The following is a 16,444-nucleotide window of genomic DNA, read 5'->3' on the forward strand; positions in this document are numbered from 1 at the left end:
GGGATTCGGGATTGAGAAAAATCGCGATCAGACCAGCGCTTTGTCCAGCGCCTTCTCGATCTCGGCTTTGATCATGCCGCTCATGGCCGACATCATGATGCCCAGTTCCACGTCGACACGGATCGAATCGTCGGCCACATGCACCGCGCCTTTCACGCCCGAGCGCTTGAGGTTCAGGGTGTCGCCCGACCACTGCGGTTCCAGGCCATATTGATCGGAGAGTTTCTGCGCCAGCTTGTCGGCCTTCTCGCGGGCGGCTTCCTTGCCCAGGCTGTGGGCACGCTCAACACTGATTTTGGCCATTGAATGACTCCTGCTTGATGAATGGGTGTCGGTAAATCTTGACCGCGTCTGCGGCAAATCGTCCCGAAGGTTGCCCATCTTACCTTTAGCCATTCCAAGACAAAGCATGGCTTGGGGATTAGAATGTCGCGCATTCTCTTTTGGTGACAGCGATATGACTGATCAGCGCAAAGGCAGCGATGCCGAACCCACCACTCACTTCGGCTTCAAAAACGTTCCGGAAAGCCAGAAAGCGGAAAAAGTCGCTGAGGTTTTCCACTCGGTAGCCGCGAAATACGACCTGATGAACGACCTTCTGTCGGGCGGCATGCACCGTCTGTGGAAGCGTTTCGCGATCGAATTGTCCGGTGTGCGTGCCGGCAACCGCGTGCTCGATATCGCCGGCGGCACTGGCGATCTGACCAAAAAGTTCTCGCACCTGGTCGGCCCGACCGGTCAGGTGGTATTGGCCGACATCAACGAATCGATGCTCAAGGTCGGTCGTGACCGCCTGCTGGATCTGGGTGTGTCGGGCAATGTCGAATTCGTTCAGGCCGATGCGGAAAAACTGCCGTTCCCGGACAACCACTTCGACTGCGTGACCATCGCTTTCGGCCTGCGCAACGTGACGCACAAAGAAGACGCCCTGCGCTCGATGCTGCGCGTGCTCAAGCCCGGCGGCCGCCTGCTGGTGCTGGAATTCTCCAAGCCGACCAACGCACTGATGTCCAAGGCGTACGACGCCTACTCGTTCGCCTTCATGCCGTTGATGGGCAAGCTGATCACCAACGACTCGGAAAGCTATCGCTACCTGGCCGAATCGATCCGCATGCACCCGAATCAGGAAACCCTGAAGTCGATGATGGTCGACGCCGGTTTCGACCGTGTGACCTATCACAACATGACCGCAGGTATCGTCGCCCTGCACCGCGGCATCAAGCCCTGATGTTGCTCACCGGGCTGCTCGCCAGCGTCGAACTCGGCCTCAACCGGGTGCTGCGTCTCGACAGCACGGCGCTGCCGCGACTGGCGCATCTGACCGGCAAAGTGATTGCCGTGGATTGCCGCAGCCCGGCGCTGCAACTGTTCATCCTGCCCAGCGATGAGGGCCTGATGCTCGCCTCGCACTGGGAAACCGGCGTCGACTGCACCCTGCGCGCGCCCGCTTCCAGCCTGGTGAAACTGGCCGTGAGCAAAGACAAGACCGCGGTGCTGCACGCCCCGGAAGTCGAGCTCGATGGCGACAGTGGCGTGTTGCTGGAACTGGCCGGCGTGTTGCAGGACCTCGAGCTGGACTGGGAGTACGAACTCTCGCGCTGGCTCGGCCCGGTCGCCACGCAATTGGTCGGTGGCCATCTGCGCAGCCGCGCGCGCTGGTACCAACAAGGATTTGCCAGCCTCAACCAGAACCTCGCCGAATACCTCGCCGAAGAATCGCGCACCCTCGTCGGCCAGCGCGAAGCCGAAGCGCGGTTCAGCGAACTGGACCGGATCAAACTTGATCTGGAACGTCTCGAGGCGCGTTTCGAGCGCCTTTCCCGATCCCTCGACCCAAGCGATAACGCATGAAGCTGCTTGCCGTCCGCCGTCTGTTGCGCATCCAGCGCGTCGTGATCCGCTACCGCCTCGATGACCTGCTGTTCGAGCTGCCGTTGCCCTGGTTTCTCCTGGCGCTGCGCTACGTGCTGCCATGGCGCTGGTTCCCGCGCAAACCGCTGGAGCTGAACCGTGGCGCGCGCCTGCGTCTGGCGCTGCAGGATCTGGGGCCGATCTTTATCAAGTTCGGGCAGATTCTTTCGACCCGCCGCGACCTGCTGCCGGAAGACATCGCCGATGAGCTGATGCTGCTGCAGGACCGCGTGCCGCCGTTCGATTCACAGCTGTCGATCAAGCTGATCGAAGAGCAACTGGGCAAGAAAATCAGCGACGTGTTCAGCCGCTTTGACGTCGAACCGCTGGCCTCGGCCTCGGTGGCGCAGGTGCACGCTGCGCAACTGAAGACCGGCGAAGAAGTGGTGGTCAAGGTGATCCGCCCGGGCCTGAAACCGGTGATCGCCCAGGATCTGGCGTGGCTGTTCATCCTCGCCCGCGCCGCCGAAAAGATCTCCGCCGATGCCCGCCTGCTGCACCCGGTGGACGTGGTGCAGGACTACGAAAAAACCATCTACGACGAACTCGACCTGTTGCGTGAGGCGGCGAATGCCAGCCAGCTCAAGCGCAACTTCGAAGGCTCGCCGCTGCTTTACGTGCCGCAAGTCTATTGGGACTGGTGCCGGCCGAAAGTGCTGGTGATGGAGCGCATCTACGGGATTCAGGTAACGGATCTGGCGACCCTCGCCGACCAGCGCACCGACATGAAAATGCTCGCTGAGCGCGGCGTGGAGATCTTCTTCACCCAGGTGTTCCGCGACAGTTTCTTCCACGCCGACATGCACCCGGGCAACATCTTCGTCAGCACCGTCAACCCGTGGAGCCCGCAGTACATCGCGATCGACTGCGGCATCGTCGGCAGCCTGACCCCGGAAGACCAAGACTACCTGGCGCGCAACCTGTTCGCCTTCTTCAAGCGCGACTACCGCCGCGTCGCGCAATTGCACATCGATTCGGGCTGGGTGCCGGCGGAAACCAAACTCAACGAATTCGAAGCGGCGATCCGTACCGTGTGCGAGCCGATCTTCGAAAAACCGTTAAAAGATATTTCATTTGGCCAGGTGCTGATGCGCCTGTTCCAGACCGCGCGACGCTTCAACATGGAAGTGCAGCCGCAGCTGGTGCTGCTGCAAAAGACCTTGCTGAACATCGAGGGCCTCGGCCGTCAGTTGTACCCGGATCTGGATCTGTGGAACACCGCACAACCGTTTCTCGAACGCTGGATGCGCGAGCGCGTCAGCCCGAAAGCCTTGATCGGCAACGTGCAGAGCCAGTTCGAACAGCTGCCGCACTTGGCCAACATGGCCCGTGATCTGCTCGAACGCATGTCCCAACCGCACGCCTACGACCCGCCGCCACCGTGGCACAAACGCAAGGACGACTGGTTCCTGCGCCTGCTCGGCAGTGCGCACCTGGCGGGCGGTACCATCCTCGCCGCCGGTGGCCCGCTGCACGAACTGGGGCATTGGCCGGCGGGCATCATGGTGGCCGTCGGCTTGTATCTGGTCGTTCGCCGATAGCCAGTTCGCTGATCGGCTGGCACACTGTTTCAACGCCTGAACCCGACTATTGAAGTGCGGGTTCGCTGTCGGAGTCGAAGATGAAAAACTGGCTGGACGAGATCAAGTGGGACGCCGATGGCCTGGTGCCGGCGATTGCCCAGGATCACAAGACCGGACGCGTGCTGATGATGGCCTGGATGAACCGCGAAGCGCTGGAACTGACCGCTGCGGAAAACCGTGCAATCTACTGGTCACGTTCCCGTGGCAAGCTGTGGCGCAAGGGCGAAGAGTCCGGCCACGTACAGACCCTGCATGAAATGCGCCTGGACTGTGACGCCGACGTGATCATCCTGATGGTCGAACAGATCGGCGACATCGCTTGCCATACCGGCCGTCAAAGCTGCTTTTACCGCGTCTTCGAAAACGGCGACTGGAAAACGGTCGACCCGGTTCTGAAAGACCCGCACGCTATCTATTCCGCAGGACACAAACATGAGTGACACCCTGACCCGCCTCGCTCAGGTGCTTGAAGAGCGCAAGGGCGCCGCTGCCGACAGCTCATATGTAGCTAGTCTGTATCACAAGGGCCTGAACAAGATTCTGGAGAAAGTCGGCGAAGAGTCGGTCGAAACCATTATTGCCGCCAAGGACGCCGCCATCAGCGGTGACTGCAGCGATGTGATCTACGAGACTGCCGACCTGTGGTTCCACAGCATGGTCATGCTCGCCCAACTGGGGCAGCATCCGCAGGCCGTGCTGGATGAACTGGATCGTCGCTTCGGTCTGTCCGGACACGTCGAGAAAGCCTCGCGTCCGTCCGCCTGAACAATTTTTAGAGAGGAACAGCAACATGGGCATTTTTGACTGGAAACACTGGATCGTCATTCTGGTAGTCGTGGTGCTGGTGTTCGGCACCAAGAAACTGAAAAACCTCGGCACCGACGTCGGCGAGTCGATCAAGGGCTTCCGTAAAGCCATGAACGATGACGAAAAACCGGCCGCCGATCCGACCGTAACGCCTGCGCAGCCGGTACCACCGGTGCAGCCGCAAGCCACTGCTCAGGCCAACCCGCCGCACACCATCGACGTGCAGGCGCAGAAAGTCGAAGAGCCGATCCGCAAAGACGTGTGAGACTGACAAATGTTTGGTATCAGCTTCTCTGAACTGCTGCTCGTCGGCCTCGTCGCCCTGCTGGTGCTGGGCCCCGAGCGTCTGCCGGGCGCTGCGCGCACCGCCGGCCTGTGGGTCGGGCGGCTGAAGCGCAGCTTCAACGCGATCAAACAGGAAGTTGAACGTGAAATCGGTGCCGACGAGATCCGTCGGCAACTGCACAACGAACACATTCTGTCGCTGGAGCAGGAGGCGCGGAAGATTTTCACGCCGGTTCAGCAGGAGCCGACCCCGGTCGAGCATGTGGGTGAGCAGACGATTCATGCGCCAGCCGCGCCAGCTGTAACAGCTCCGACACCTGCACCTGCCGCCGCCGTAGCGCCGCCAACCCCCGTGCAGGCTGCTACAGAAACCTCGGTTGAACACGTATCTCCAACCGCCGCGCCGATCACACCTGCGCCTCACGACACCACTTTGCCGCCGCGAGCCCCATGAGCGATCTCCCCGAAAACGACCAGCACATGCCGCTGGTATCGCACCTCACCGAGTTGCGCACCCGTCTGCTGCGTTGTGTGGCGGCGGTGTTCATCATCTTCGCCGGGTTGTTCGCCTTCACCCAGCAGATCTACACCTTCGTCTCGACGCCGCTGCGCCAGTACCTGCCGGCCGGTGCGACGATGATCGCCACGGATGTGTCGTCACCGTTCCTCACGCCGCTGAAGCTGACGATGATGGTCTCGCTGTTCCTCGCGATTCCGGTGATCCTGCACCAGATCTGGGGCTTCATCGCGCCGGGCCTGTACAAGCATGAGAAGCGCGTCGCCGTGCCGCTGCTGGTGTCGAGCATCCTGCTGTTCTACACCGGCATGGCGTTCGCCTATTACTTCGTGTTCCCGCTGATCTTCAAGTTCTTCGCCGCGGCCACCCCGGCCGGCGTGGAAATGATGACCGACATCACCAGCTACCTCGACTTTGTGATGACGTTGTTCTTCGCCTTTGGCGTCGCGTTCGAAATCCCGGTGGCCGTGGTGCTGCTGGTGTGGATCGGCGTGGTCGACGTCAAATACCTGAAGAAGATCCGTCCGTACGTGATCATCGGCTGCTTCGTGGTCGGCATGATCCTCACGCCGCCGGACATCTTCTCGCAGACCCTGCTGGCCGTGCCGATGTGGATGCTGTTTGAAATCGGCATTCTGTTTGGCAACCTGGTCAGCAAACGCGAACGCCCGGACGAAACGCCGGCTGACGATCACAACGACCAGCCGCCAGCGACCCAGGCATGAACCTGCTGTTGCTCGAAGAGGCCGACTTCATCGCGGCCGACCGCGTCGTGCTGCGTGACCGGCGTCTGACGCATATGCAGGAGGTCCACCGATCCGAAGTCGGCGACAGCCTGCGTGTCGGGCGCATCAATGGGCTGATGGGTTCGGCTGAACTGTTGCGCCTTGAGGCTGGCGAAGCCGAGTTGCGCGTCAGCCTCGATCAACCGCCACCGGCCAAGCTGCCGCTGACGCTGGTACTGGCCCTGCCGCGGCCGAAGATGTTGCGTCGGGTGTTCCAGACCGTGGCGACCATGGGCGTGTCGAAGGTGATTCTGGTCAACAGCTACCGCGTCGAGAAGAGTTTCTGGCAGACGCCGTTTCTGGAGCCGGAAGCGATTCGCGAGAATTTGATCCTCGGCCTCGAACAGGCCCGCGATACCGTGCTGCCGGACATCATCATCGAAAAACGCTTCAAGCCGTTCGTCGAAGATCGACTGCCTGCGATAACCGAAGGCACCCTCGGCCTGGTCGGCCATCCCGGCAATTTTCCGCCGTGCCCGCGCGCGTTGAGCGAACCGGTAACGCTGGCGATCGGCCCCGAAGGTGGCTGGATTCCTTACGAGATCGACTTGCTTGCCAAGTCTGGCCTGCAACCGGTGCAACTGGGCGAGCGCATCCTGCGCGTCGAAACCGCCGTCACCGCCCTCCTCGCCCGCCTGTTCTGACACACCTCTCCCTGTAGGGGCTGCCGCAGGCTGCGATCTTTTGATCTTGTTTTTTAACAGCAAGATCAAAAGATCGCAGCCTCGTTGCACTCGTCAGCTCCTACAGAAACCGGGTTGGCATTCAAATCGGGTTACAGATTGCCATCACCCCGCCGATACAGTGCCCATAAGTCCAATTAGTGGTCCGAGGGGAGTCGTCGCATGTACCGTTGGTTAGCCGAGAATCTTGGAAACGTCAGCGTCAAACGCAAGCTGGGTATCGGTTTCGGCCTGGTGCTGTTGCTCACCCTGCTGATCACCTTTACCGGCTGGACCGGCATGAGCGGCATTATCAGCCGTGGTGACAAGCTCGGCTTCATCTCCAGCCTCAATGAGCTGACCAAGGACCTGCGCCTGGCGCGTCTGGACTATGAAGCTCGTCGTGGCGAACAAGGCCCGGGCGCGGTCAACGAGTCGCTGGCCAAACTCGCCAGCGGCTTGCAAACCGCGCGCGGCCTGATCGAGCAGCCCTCAGATGCGGCCATGGTCGATCAGCAACTGGCCGCTGTCGCCGAGTACAAACGCGCCTTCGCCGACATGACACAGGCCACCGTGCAGCGTGAGGACGCGCGCAGCAAGCTTGGCGCCAGTGCCGACAATGCCGTGGCCAAAGTCTCGGAAGTCGAGAAATCCATGCTGCAGGGTGACAGCGTCGCGCAATTCAACAGCGTGATCGAACTGAGCAAACTGTTGCAGCAAGCGCGCTATCAGGTGCGCGGCTACACCTACAGCGGCAAGGCCGAGGCGGAGCAGCCAGCGCTGGACGCCATCGACAATGCACTGAAAAACCTCGACAGCCTGCCGGCGAAACTGCCCGAACAGCACATCGCCAACCTGCAACAGGCCACCGACTCGATCAAGGCTTATCGCGCGGCGGTCGCTCAGTTCCGCGACTCGCAGGTGAACAATGCCAAGGCCGGGGCAACCATGACGGCTCAGGGCGACATCCTCCTCGACGTCAGCAAAAAGCTCACCGAATCACAAACCGTAGTGCGCGATACCGATGCCGCGCACGCCAAGAACATGCTGATCATCGCCACCCTGCTGGCCGTGGCCTTCGGTTTGCTGGCTGCGTGGGCGATCACCCGGCAGATCATCATTCCACTGAACCAGACCCTGAAAGTCGCCGAACGTGTGGCTGCCGGTGACTTGACCCACAACCTGGTGTCGCAGCGTCGCGACGAACTCGGCCAGTTGCAGCGTTCGATGCAGAGCATGACCCAAGGTCTGCGCGAGCTGATCGGCGGCATCAGCGACGGCGTCACGCAGATCGCCAGTGCCGCCGAAGAATTGTCTGCCGTCACCGAGCAGACCAGCGCCGGGGTCAACAATCAGAAAGTCGAGACCGACCAAGTCGCCACCGCCATGAACGAAATGGCTGCCACAGTGCAGGAAGTCGCGCGCAACGCCGAGGAAGCTTCGGAAGCGGCCGTCGCTGCTGACCAGCAGGCCCGCGAAGGCGACAAGGTGGTGGGTGAAGCCATCGCGCAGATCGAGCGCCTCGCGGCCGAGGTTGGCCACTCCACCGAGGCCATGGGCGAACTCAAGCGCGAGAGCGACAAGATCGGCAGCGTGCTCGACGTGATCAAGTCGGTGGCCCAGCAAACCAACCTGCTGGCGCTCAACGCCGCCATCGAGGCGGCGCGTGCCGGTGAAGCCGGGCGTGGCTTTGCGGTGGTCGCCGATGAAGTGCGCAGCCTCGCCCAGCGCACGCAGAAGTCCACCGAAGAGATCGAAGAGCTGATCGTCGGCCTGCAAAACGGCACCCAGCAAGTGGCGACGATCATGGACAACAGCCGCAGCCTGACCGACAGCAGCGTCGAACTGACCCGCCGCGCCGGTGGCTCGCTGGAAAGCATCACCCGTACCGTCTCGGCGATTCAGGCGATGAACCAACAGATTGCCGCAGCGGCCGAGCAGCAGAGCGCCGTGGCTGAAGAGATCAACCGCAGTGTGCTGAATGTGCGGGATGTGTCGGATCAGACCTCGGCGGCGAGTGAAGAGACGGCGGCTTCCAGCGTTGAGCTGGCACGCTTGGGGACTCATCTGCAGATGCTGGTGGGGCGGTTCAAGGTCTAACCGTCACAGCAAAAGATCGCAGCCTTCGGCAGCTCCTACAGGTGTACACATGACTCTGTAGGAGCTGCCGAAGGCTGCGATCTTTTTTGCTTTACAGGACCTGACGCAGGAAAGCCTGCGCCCGCGGATCCTTCGGCGCATCGAAGAACTCCGCCGGGGACGCATCTTCCAGCAATTTGCCGTGATCGAAGAACAGCACCCGATCCGCCACTTCCCGGGCGAAACCCATTTCGTGGGTGACGCAGACCATGGTCATGCCTTCCACGGCCAGGTTCTTCATCACATCCAGCACTTCGCCGACCATTTCCGGGTCGAGGGCCGAAGTCGGTTCGTCGAACAGCATCACTTTCGGGTCCATCGCCAGCGCCCGGGCAATCGCCACGCGCTGTTGCTGGCCGCCGGACAGGCGTGATGGATATTCCCGAGCCTTCTGCGCAATACCGACCTTTTCCAGCAACGCCAAGGCCTTGGCCTCACTTTCCTTCTGCCCACGCTTGCGCACGACTTTCTGCGCCAGACAGAGGTTTTCCAGCACGGTCATGTGCGGGAACAGGTTGAAATGTTGAAAGACCATGCCGACTTCGCGGCGGTAGGCATTGACATCGGTTTTCGGGTCGGCCAGTTGCAGGCCGTCGATGCTCACCGAACCCGAGTCGAACGCTTCCAGGCCATTGAGGCAGCGCAGGAAGGTCGATTTACCCGAGCCTGACGGGCCGATCACCACCAGCACTTCGCCCTTGGCCACCGTGGTGGTGACGTTATCCACCGCCCGCACTACCTGACCACGGGTGTCGAAGACTTTTACCAGATCGCGGACTTCAATCACTTTGCGCGAGCCTCCGCTCAAGCCGGCTGGCGATTTTCGACAGCGGCAGGTTGATCAACAGATACAGGCCGGCAACGCAGAACAGGATTTCGAACGGCGAGAACGAGGTGGTGATAACTTCACGGCCGCTTTTCAGCAGCTCGGTAATCGCGATCACCGACACCAGCGAGGTGTCCTTGACCAGACTGATGAACTGTCCGGCCAACGGTGGCAGCACGCGTTTGAACGCTTGCGGCAGCACCACATGGCGCATCGACTGGCCGGCGCTCAGACCCAGCGAACGCGCCGCTTCGTTCTGCCCGCGGGCAATCGACTGCACCCCGGAGCGGATGATCTCGGCCACGTAGGCACCGGTGAACAGCGACAACGCGGCGATCCCGGCGAACTCCCGGGACAGGTTCATCACCGTGCCGATGAAGAAGTAGAAAATGAAGATCTGCACCAGCAGCGGCGTGCCACGTACCAGTTCGACGTAGATGCTCGACAGGTCGCGCAGGGTCGGGTTGCTCGACAGGCGGCACAGCCCGGTGACCAGACCGATCAGCAGACCGAGTACACCCGACACCACCGACAGCCACAGCGTGGTCCAAAGGCCCCACAGCAGCGGCCCTGCCGCCCAATGCCGGGTCACGCCTACTACGTCACCTTCGGCCACCTCGTCGCCCTGAGCGAATTGCAGGCTGTTTTCGTCGACAGTCAGGTGCTGCTCGTCACCGGCGTCGTTGCGCAGGGTGACCTGCGCGCTGCCGCCCTTGCGTACCAGCTCGGTAACGGTGGAGATATCGGTGGCACGCTGGGACTCTTCGGCCTGATAGGCGAAGTACTGCGGCACGCGGTTCCAGCGCCATTCGTAGGACATCAGCGACGTGGCGTAATACAACGCGCCCGCCAGGCCGACCAGCACCAGCACGGTCAGGACGTGCCAGGGCCATTGGGCTTTTTTCTGTTTCATTGCAGGTTCCGGAATTTGTGTTGCCTGGGCGGCACTCTTCGCGAGCAAGCTCGCTCCCACAAGTTCAGTGGCGGACACAAAATTTGTGTTCACCTAAAACACTGTGGGAGCGAGCTTGCTCGCGAATGGGGCGACTCGATCCAACTGATCAAGCGTTATTCCATGTCCTTGAGCCACTCGGTGCTCTTGAACCACTTGTCATGGATGCGATCGTAAGTGCCGTCTTCGTGGATCTGGTGCAGGAAGTTGTTGATGAAGTTGAGGCTGTCGTAATCACCCTTCTTCAGACCGAAAGCCAGCGGCTCGTAGGTGAACGGCTTGTCGAGGAACACCAGTTTGCCGGCGCCGACCTTGTTCACCGCGACCACGTTGTATGGTGCGTCGTAGATGAACGCGTCGGCCTTGCCGTTGACCACGTCGAGCACGGCTTCCTGCTCGTTGTCGTAGCCGTGGTACTTGGCTTTGGCGATCAGCTTCTTGGCGACCATCTCACCGGTGGTGCCGAGCTTGGAGGTGATGCGGTAGTCGGCGGTGTTCAGGTCTTTATAGGACTTGATGGTGCCTTCCAGCTCCTTGCGGATCAGCAGGGTCTGGCCGACCACAATGAACGGTTCGCTGAAGTTCAGGCGCAGGTTGCGTTCCTGAGTCAGGGTCATGCCGCTGCCGATCATGTCGAACTTGTCGGTCATCAGGGCCGGAATGATCCCGTCGTAACCGGTAGACACCAGCTCAAGCTTGACGCCCATGGCCTTGGACATGGCTTTGAGGATGTCGACTTCGAAGCCGATGATCTCGCCGCGCTTGTTGGTCATTTCGAACGGCATGTAGGTCGGATCCATACCGACTTTCAACGTGCCGCGCTTGACCGCGTCATCGATTGCACCGGCGTGCGCCGCATTGACTGCAACCAGTGCCGTGACGCCGACCAGCAGCATCGACAGATACTTCTTCATCTTCAAGTCCCCAAAACCATTGCATGTGCGGCGCGAAAAACAGCCGTGATGAGCAAAAATGCCCGGGTGCGCCAATTCGGGGACGGATGCTAACGCACTCGTCCGTTTGCACAAGGTTTTTTGCGGCGATTTGTTGTTGCGGGGAGGTTTTTAAAAGCAAAAGATCGCAGCCTTCGGCAGCGCCTACAGGTGTGCACATAACCCTGTAGGAGCTGCCGAAGGCTGCGATCTTTTAAAAAAAAGCCCCGCATTGGCGGGGCTTTTTCTTAGGCCGGTTGAGCCTGCATGCTCAGCGGTCGCAACGGCAGCAGCGGCGCATGCGGATCGGCTTTCACCGAAGCACGCCAGGCATCCAGCCATTCCTTGTGATCTTCGGACCAGACCAGCTCGTGCAGACGCGCCAGCGCCACCGGATCGCTCAGCAGTTGCAGGCGATCATGGTTGTTCAGCCCGGCCGGACCGACCTTGATCGCGTGACGCACACGTTCCTGACGCAGCCACTCGATCGGCTCGGCCTGACCGTGACGGGCCGTCGCCAGCGAACACGCCAAGGCGTTCTGCTGTGGATCGACCACCGCACGAATAAAGCCGTCGTTCAGTGCGTGCCAACGGTTTTCGTGGGTGTACTGATCGGTCGCCAGCAGCGCCTGCGGCGGATTGTATTCCTCAGGGATGAGGAACAGGCTCTCGTCTCGGGACTTGAGGCCCAGACCGACACGGCTGGAAATCACCGACACCGGAATCGACAGCATCAGCGAACCGACGATCGGCACCAGCCACCACAGGAAGCTCGGGTTCAGCCAGATCACCAGCAGCGCCCAGCAGAAACCCAGCAAGGTCTGCGGACCGTGGCGCTTGACCGCCTCGCTCCATGGCGTGGAGTCGTCGTCACGCTGCGGCGAGTTCCAGGTCGCGGCCCAGCCGAGGAACGCGGCCAGGACGAAACGGGTGTGGAAAATCATCCGCACCGGTGCCAGCAGCATGGAGAACAGCATCTCCAGCAGCATCGACAGGGTCACCTTGAACTTGCCACCGAACTCTTTCGCGCCCTTGGCCCAGATCAGGATGATGCTCAACAGTTTCGGCAGGAACAGCAGCACAATGGTCGTCGAGAACAGCGCGATCGCCTTGTCCGGATGCCATTGCGGCCACAGCGGATAAAGCTGACGCGGTTCCAGGAAGTACTGTGGCTCCATCAGTGTGTTCACCGCCAGCAGCGCGGTCGACAGCACCAGGAAGAAGAACCACAACGGCGCCGACAGGTACGACATCACGCCAGTCAGGAACACCGCACGGTGCACCGGGTGCATGCCCTTGACCAGGAACAGGCGGAAGTTCATCAGGTTGCCGTGGCACCAGCGACGGTCACGCTTGAGTTCGTCGAGCAGGTTCGGCGGCAGTTCTTCGTAGCTGCCCGGCAGATCGTAGGCAATCCACACGCCCCAACCGGCACGACGCATCAGCGCGGCTTCAACGAAGTCGTGAGACAGGATCGCCCCGGAGAACGCACCTTTGCCCGGCAACGGCGCCAGGGCGCAGTGGTCGATGAACGGCTTCATGCGGATGATTGCGTTGTGACCCCAGTAGTGGGATTCACCCAACTGCCAGAAGTGCAGACCGGCGGTAAACAGCGGACCGTACACGCGGGTGGCGAACTGCTGCATGCGCGCATACAGCGTGTCCATGCCCGACGCCCGTGGCGCGGTCTGGATGATCCCGGCGTCCGGCGTGGCTTCCATCAGGCGTACCAGACTGGTCAGGCACTCGCCGCTCATCACCGAGTCGGCGTCGAGCACGACCATGTACTTGTAGTCACCGCCCCAACGACGGCAGAAGTCGTCGAGGTTGCCGCTCTTGCGTTTCACACGACGGCGACGGCGGCGATAGAAGATCTTGCCGAAGCCTTTGGCTTCGCGGCAGACGTCCAGCCACGCCTGTTGCTCGGCGACGCAGATGTCGGTGTCGTTACTGTCGCTGAGGACGAAGAAGTCGAAGCGATCCAGATCACCGGTGGCCGCGACCGATTCGAAGGTGGCGCGCAGACCGGCGAATACCCGGGGCACGTCTTCGTTGCAGATCGGCATCACCAGCGCAGTACGGGCGTCCTTCGGAATCGGCTCGTTGCCAGCGCTTTTGCCGGAGATACGGTATTTGTCGTGACCGGTGAGCAACTCGAGGAAGCCCATCAGCGCCGTCCAGAAGCCGGCCGAGACCCAGCAGAACAGAATCCCGAACAGAATCAGGATGCTGGTTTGCAGCGCATACGGCAGCACTTGCGTGGCGGTTTGCAGCAGCGGCTGGTGCAGAACCTCTTCAAGATCGACGAACGACCAGCCCTGGTACGGCATGATGCCTTTCATGTACCAGCCGGCGACGATGGTCTGGCCGAGCATCAGCAGCAACAGAATGTAGCGACGGATCGAACCGACGGTGCGCCAGCGCGCGGCCGGCAACACATTCGCATCTTTTGGCGGCTGCGGCGGGTTGGTGCGACCAGTCAGACGGCGCCAGCCACGCACCAGAATATTGGTGCGCCAGGGTTCCGGCACGACTTTGGTCCGGTGGATGGGCGGCGTCGCCTTCATGGCGACCCGGCCGCTGGCGTCGAGCACCAGCATTTCCGCCTCTTCCAGTTCCTCGGCGGTGCTCAGGGTCAGGCGCTTGCCCACCGAAGCCTGGGCGGCTTCGGCAGGGGCGTCGAACGTTGGCGACGACAGGCGCTGGTGCAGTTCGCTGAAAGACTGGCAGCCCGCGAGTTCCGCGCGCTGCTCGTCGGTCATCGGCAGATGCGCCAGATACTCGGACAGAGTCTCTGGCTGTACTTGAGAGTTACTCATCGGCAGGCAACTGATAGCTCCAGGTCTCGGTCAGGACTTCTTCAGTCGGTGCCGATTCCGGTGTGGCTGGGGCCGCGTTCGCAGCCGCTGGCTGCTTGGCGTCTTTGTTGGCCTTGTCCTTGGCATCTGCGGCGGGCTTGGCGTCGGCCTGTTTGGCTTCAGCGGCCTTGGCTTCCTTGTCTTCCTTCTCTTGTTGCTTGGCGGCGATCTTGTCAGCCTTGGCCACCGACGAATTCGACGCCGGTACCGAAGATTTGGCCAGATCAGCGGTGACCACTGGCTGGACCAGGGCAGCACGCATCTCGGTGGACTTGCTCGCGTCCTTGATCTTCATCCGCAGGGTCAGGCGCCAGCCCTTGGTTTCCGGGTTGTAGCGCACGCTGTTCTCGACCAGCTCGGCGTTATCGCCAACGCTGACCTGACTGCGTACGTCGGCATCCGGCGCCAGGGCTGCCAGCGATGGACCTTCGAAGTCGACCAGGTAGGCGACGCTGCCGTCCGGCTGACGGATCAGGTTCGACTGCTTGACGTCACCGGTCGAACGCAGGGTCTGCTTGACCCAGGCGCTGTCGGGGGCGTGAATCGCCGCTTCGTCCATGGTCCAGTGCAGGCGGTAGGCGAAGTCCAGCGGCTTGCCTGGCTCCGGCATGGTTTCCGGGCTCCAGAACGCAACGATGTTGTCGTTGGTTTCGTCGGCGGTCGGAATCTCTACCAGATCAACGGTGCCCTTGCCCCACTCGCCCTTCGGCTCGATCCAGGCGCTTGGACGCTTGTCATAGCGGTCGTCGAGGTCTTCGTAGTGGCTGAAATCACGGCCACGCTGCAGCAGACCGAAACCACGCGGGTTCTCGACGCTGAAGTTGCTCACGGCCAGGTGTTTCGGGTTGTTCAGCGGACGCCAGATCCACTCGCCGTTGCCGGCATGGATCGACAGACCACTGGAATCGTGCAGTTCACGACGGTAGTTGAGGACTTTCGACGGCTGGTTGGCGCCGAACAGGAACATGCTGGTCAACGGCGCGATGCCCAGTTTGCCGACCTTGTCACGCAGGAACATCTGCGCCTTGACGTCGACAATGGTGTCGCTGCCTGGACGCAGGATCAGCCGATAGGCACCGGTGGCGCGCGGCGAATCGAGCAGGGCGAAGATCACCAGGTGCTTGTCGCCCGGCTTCGGCTGCTGAATCCAGAACTCGCGGAAACGCGGAAACTCTTCGCCCGACGGCAGCGCGGTGTCGATCGCCAGACCACGGGCCGACAGACCGTAGGTGTGACCCTTGCCGACGACGCGGAAGTAGCTCGCGCCAAGCATGGTCATGATTTCGTCTTGCTTGTCGGCCTTGTTGATCGGGTACAGCACACGGAAACCGGCGTAGCCCAGTTGCTCGGTGGCCTTCGGATCGAACTTGAGGTCGCCGAAATCGAAGCGGGTCGGATCGTATTTGATCTCTTCGACGGTGTTCGCCGTGATTTCGTTGATTTTCACCGGCGTATCGAAGTGCATGCCCTGGTGATAGAAGGACAGCTTGAACGGAGTCTTCTGATCGGCCCACTCAGCCTTTTCGGTGAGGAAGCGGATTTTCTGATAGTCCGCGAATTTCATGTCGCGGAATTCGTTCGGCAGGTTGCTGCGCGGGGCTTCGAACTTCTGCCCGGCGAGCTCTTTAGCCTTGGCTGATACATCGTCAAGATTGAACGCCCAAAGCTGGCCGGCGCTGAGCAGGCACAGGAGCGCCGAACCCGCTACCAGGGCACTTCGCATGCGTTTGGCAGACATTTTTGCTGCATTACAGGGACTAACAATCACGAGCAACCCTCGCCGAAAACAGATCAAAAAACCAACGGCCAGCAAGCCGTCTGTGTGGCCATTTTCGTCAGCTTATTTCGGTTCCAGAGAGCCAGATACTGCGTTGCCGCTCCTCGCCATAGCGGGCTATGACTCGTCGCGGCGCCTTGTCTCTGGCTCCCTGGCCCTCGAAATAATGCTGACAAAAATGGCCGTACAGACCGCTCATGCCAGGTTGGCGAGCATTGTTCCGACTCCGCTGGGGCAAAATGATTCCCCAATCGGATCCAGACAAGTCTCTACCTAAGTCAAAAATGGACCAGCGAACGCTGATCCCCATAGCGCGCGATTATCTAGTAGCCCGCGTGACAACGCATCAGGGGTAACAAAGTATTTATCGCGAAAAACGCCTGTTTTCAGTCGAAAAGCCCTTGAAAAGA

At 61.0% G+C, this 16,444-nt stretch carries 16 protein-coding genes and 1 pseudogene; 11 read left to right on the forward strand and 6 right to left on the reverse strand.

Annotation, left to right across the window (positions count from 1 at the left end; all coding sequences use genetic code 11):
* Positions 1-27 precede the first annotated feature (27 nt).
* Positions 28-303: a polyhydroxyalkanoic acid system family protein gene (locus tag B1722_RS18880; RefSeq protein WP_003220859.1), complete on the reverse strand. Its 276-nt coding sequence runs from the start codon at positions 301-303 to the stop codon at positions 28-30.
* 154 nt (positions 304-457) lie between these two features.
* Between B1722_RS18880 and ubiE the strand changes: the two genes are divergently transcribed.
* From ubiE to B1722_RS30155, 11 genes and pseudogenes are all read left to right on the forward strand, one after another.
* On the forward strand, positions 458-1,228 hold the full coding sequence (gene ubiE / locus B1722_RS18885) for a bifunctional demethylmenaquinone methyltransferase/2-methoxy-6-polyprenyl-1,4-benzoquinol methylase UbiE (RefSeq protein WP_007961779.1): 771 nt from the start codon (positions 458-460) through the stop codon (positions 1,226-1,228).
* Positions 1,228-1,851 (forward strand): SCP2 domain-containing protein, encoded by a 624-nt coding sequence (locus B1722_RS18890; protein WP_086793910.1) that lies wholly within the window; start codon positions 1,228-1,230, stop codon positions 1,849-1,851. Before ubiE ends, B1722_RS18890 begins: the two co-directional genes overlap by 1 nt.
* Positions 1,848-3,452, forward strand: coding sequence for a ubiquinone biosynthesis regulatory protein kinase UbiB (gene ubiB, locus B1722_RS18895; protein WP_041071521.1), 1,605 nt, complete (start codon positions 1,848-1,850; stop codon positions 3,450-3,452). The genes B1722_RS18890 and ubiB overlap by 4 nt, the downstream gene beginning before the upstream one ends.
* A gap of 80 nt (positions 3,453-3,532) precedes the next feature.
* Positions 3,533-3,934 carry a phosphoribosyl-AMP cyclohydrolase gene (gene hisI / locus B1722_RS18900; RefSeq protein WP_007909357.1) on the forward strand — a complete coding sequence of 134 codons (402 nt, stop codon included), beginning with the start codon at positions 3,533-3,535 and terminating at the stop codon, positions 3,932-3,934.
* Positions 3,927-4,259, forward strand: coding sequence for a phosphoribosyl-ATP diphosphatase (locus B1722_RS18905; protein ID WP_003220849.1), 333 nt, complete (start codon positions 3,927-3,929; stop codon positions 4,257-4,259). The genes hisI and B1722_RS18905 overlap by 8 nt, the downstream gene beginning before the upstream one ends.
* Before the next feature lie 25 nt (positions 4,260-4,284).
* Complete coding sequence (locus tag B1722_RS18910; protein WP_003220847.1) at positions 4,285-4,566, forward strand: twin-arginine translocase TatA/TatE family subunit; 282 nt, start codon at positions 4,285-4,287, stop codon at positions 4,564-4,566.
* 9 nt (positions 4,567-4,575) lie between these two features.
* Positions 4,576-5,040: a Sec-independent protein translocase protein TatB gene (gene tatB / locus B1722_RS18915; RefSeq protein WP_041071517.1), complete on the forward strand. Its 465-nt coding sequence runs from the start codon at positions 4,576-4,578 to the stop codon at positions 5,038-5,040.
* Complete coding sequence (tatC, locus tag B1722_RS18920; RefSeq protein WP_041071516.1) at positions 5,037-5,828, forward strand: twin-arginine translocase subunit TatC; 792 nt, start codon at positions 5,037-5,039, stop codon at positions 5,826-5,828. The genes tatB and tatC overlap by 4 nt, the downstream gene beginning before the upstream one ends.
* The gene (locus B1722_RS18925) at positions 5,825-6,532 is read left to right on the forward strand and encodes a 16S rRNA (uracil(1498)-N(3))-methyltransferase (RefSeq protein WP_041071512.1); all 708 of its coding nucleotides are present in this window, start codon (positions 5,825-5,827) and stop codon (positions 6,530-6,532) included. The genes tatC and B1722_RS18925 overlap by 4 nt, the downstream gene beginning before the upstream one ends.
* A 318-nt stretch (positions 6,533-6,850) precedes the next feature.
* Positions 6,851-7,795, forward strand: a pseudogene (locus B1722_RS30150) (methyl-accepting chemotaxis protein); the annotation flags it as partial.
* A gap of 141 nt (positions 7,796-7,936) precedes the next feature.
* Positions 7,937-8,650 (forward strand): methyl-accepting chemotaxis protein, encoded by a 714-nt coding sequence (locus B1722_RS30155; RefSeq protein ID WP_371851388.1) that lies wholly within the window; start codon positions 7,937-7,939, stop codon positions 8,648-8,650.
* A gap of 91 nt (positions 8,651-8,741) precedes the next feature.
* Here the strand turns inward: B1722_RS30155 and B1722_RS18935 are convergent, their stop codons facing one another.
* The 5 genes from B1722_RS18935 to B1722_RS18955 all read right to left on the reverse strand — a co-directional run bounded on the left by B1722_RS18935 (position 8,742) and on the right by B1722_RS18955 (position 15,995).
* On the reverse strand, positions 8,742-9,476 hold the full coding sequence (locus B1722_RS18935; protein WP_041071506.1) for an amino acid ABC transporter ATP-binding protein: 735 nt from the start codon (positions 9,474-9,476) through the stop codon (positions 8,742-8,744).
* Positions 9,469-10,428 (reverse strand): amino acid ABC transporter permease, encoded by a 960-nt coding sequence (locus B1722_RS18940; protein ID WP_086793914.1) that lies wholly within the window; start codon positions 10,426-10,428, stop codon positions 9,469-9,471. Before B1722_RS18940 ends, B1722_RS18935 begins: the two co-directional genes overlap by 8 nt.
* A 155-nt stretch (positions 10,429-10,583) precedes the next feature.
* Positions 10,584-11,381 (reverse strand): transporter substrate-binding domain-containing protein, encoded by a 798-nt coding sequence (locus B1722_RS18945; protein WP_041071500.1) that lies wholly within the window; start codon positions 11,379-11,381, stop codon positions 10,584-10,586.
* Positions 11,382-11,647: 266 nt separating this feature from the next.
* On the reverse strand, positions 11,648-14,218 hold the full coding sequence (gene mdoH, locus B1722_RS18950) for a glucans biosynthesis glucosyltransferase MdoH (protein ID WP_086793917.1): 2,571 nt from the start codon (positions 14,216-14,218) through the stop codon (positions 11,648-11,650).
* Positions 14,211-15,995 carry a glucan biosynthesis protein G gene (locus B1722_RS18955; RefSeq protein ID WP_161794907.1) on the reverse strand — a complete coding sequence of 595 codons (1,785 nt, stop codon included), beginning with the start codon at positions 15,993-15,995 and terminating at the stop codon, positions 14,211-14,213. Before B1722_RS18955 ends, mdoH begins: the two co-directional genes overlap by 8 nt.
* Positions 15,996-16,444 lie beyond the last annotated feature (449 nt).

The sequence above is a fragment of the Pseudomonas sp. SCPG-7 genome (assembly GCF_002156405.1).
Lineage (GTDB): Bacteria > Pseudomonadota > Gammaproteobacteria > Pseudomonadales > Pseudomonadaceae > Aquipseudomonas > Aquipseudomonas parakoreensis.

Excerpts from the sequence above, each read along its gene's own strand:
- B1722_RS18945 (WP_041071500.1), bottom strand. The coding sequence starts at position 11,381 with ATGAAGAAGTATCTGTCGATGCTGCTGGTCGGCGTCACGGCACTGGTT.
- B1722_RS18910 (WP_003220847.1), top strand. The coding sequence starts at position 4,285 with ATGGGCATTTTTGACTGGAAACACTGGATCGTCATTCTGGTAGTCGTG.
- hisI (WP_007909357.1), top strand. The coding sequence starts at position 3,533 with ATGAAAAACTGGCTGGACGAGATCAAGTGGGACGCCGATGGCCTGGTG.
- B1722_RS30155 (WP_371851388.1), top strand. The coding sequence starts at position 7,937 with ATGAACGAAATGGCTGCCACAGTGCAGGAAGTCGCGCGCAACGCCGAG.
- tatB (WP_041071517.1), top strand. The coding sequence starts at position 4,576 with ATGTTTGGTATCAGCTTCTCTGAACTGCTGCTCGTCGGCCTCGTCGCC.
- B1722_RS18890 (WP_086793910.1), top strand. The coding sequence starts at position 1,228 with ATGTTGCTCACCGGGCTGCTCGCCAGCGTCGAACTCGGCCTCAACCGG.
- B1722_RS18955 (WP_161794907.1), bottom strand. The coding sequence starts at position 15,995 with ATGTCTGCCAAACGCATGCGAAGTGCCCTGGTAGCGGGTTCGGCGCTC.
- mdoH (WP_086793917.1), bottom strand. The coding sequence starts at position 14,218 with ATGAGTAACTCTCAAGTACAGCCAGAGACTCTGTCCGAGTATCTGGCG.
- B1722_RS18925 (WP_041071512.1), top strand. The coding sequence starts at position 5,825 with ATGAACCTGCTGTTGCTCGAAGAGGCCGACTTCATCGCGGCCGACCGC.
- B1722_RS18905 (WP_003220849.1), top strand. The coding sequence starts at position 3,927 with ATGAGTGACACCCTGACCCGCCTCGCTCAGGTGCTTGAAGAGCGCAAG.
- ubiE (WP_007961779.1), top strand. The coding sequence starts at position 458 with ATGACTGATCAGCGCAAAGGCAGCGATGCCGAACCCACCACTCACTTC.
- ubiB (WP_041071521.1), top strand. The coding sequence starts at position 1,848 with ATGAAGCTGCTTGCCGTCCGCCGTCTGTTGCGCATCCAGCGCGTCGTG.
- tatC (WP_041071516.1), top strand. The coding sequence starts at position 5,037 with ATGAGCGATCTCCCCGAAAACGACCAGCACATGCCGCTGGTATCGCAC.
- B1722_RS18940 (WP_086793914.1), bottom strand. The coding sequence starts at position 10,428 with ATGAAACAGAAAAAAGCCCAATGGCCCTGGCACGTCCTGACCGTGCTG.
- B1722_RS18880 (WP_003220859.1), bottom strand. The coding sequence starts at position 303 with ATGGCCAAAATCAGTGTTGAGCGTGCCCACAGCCTGGGCAAGGAAGCC.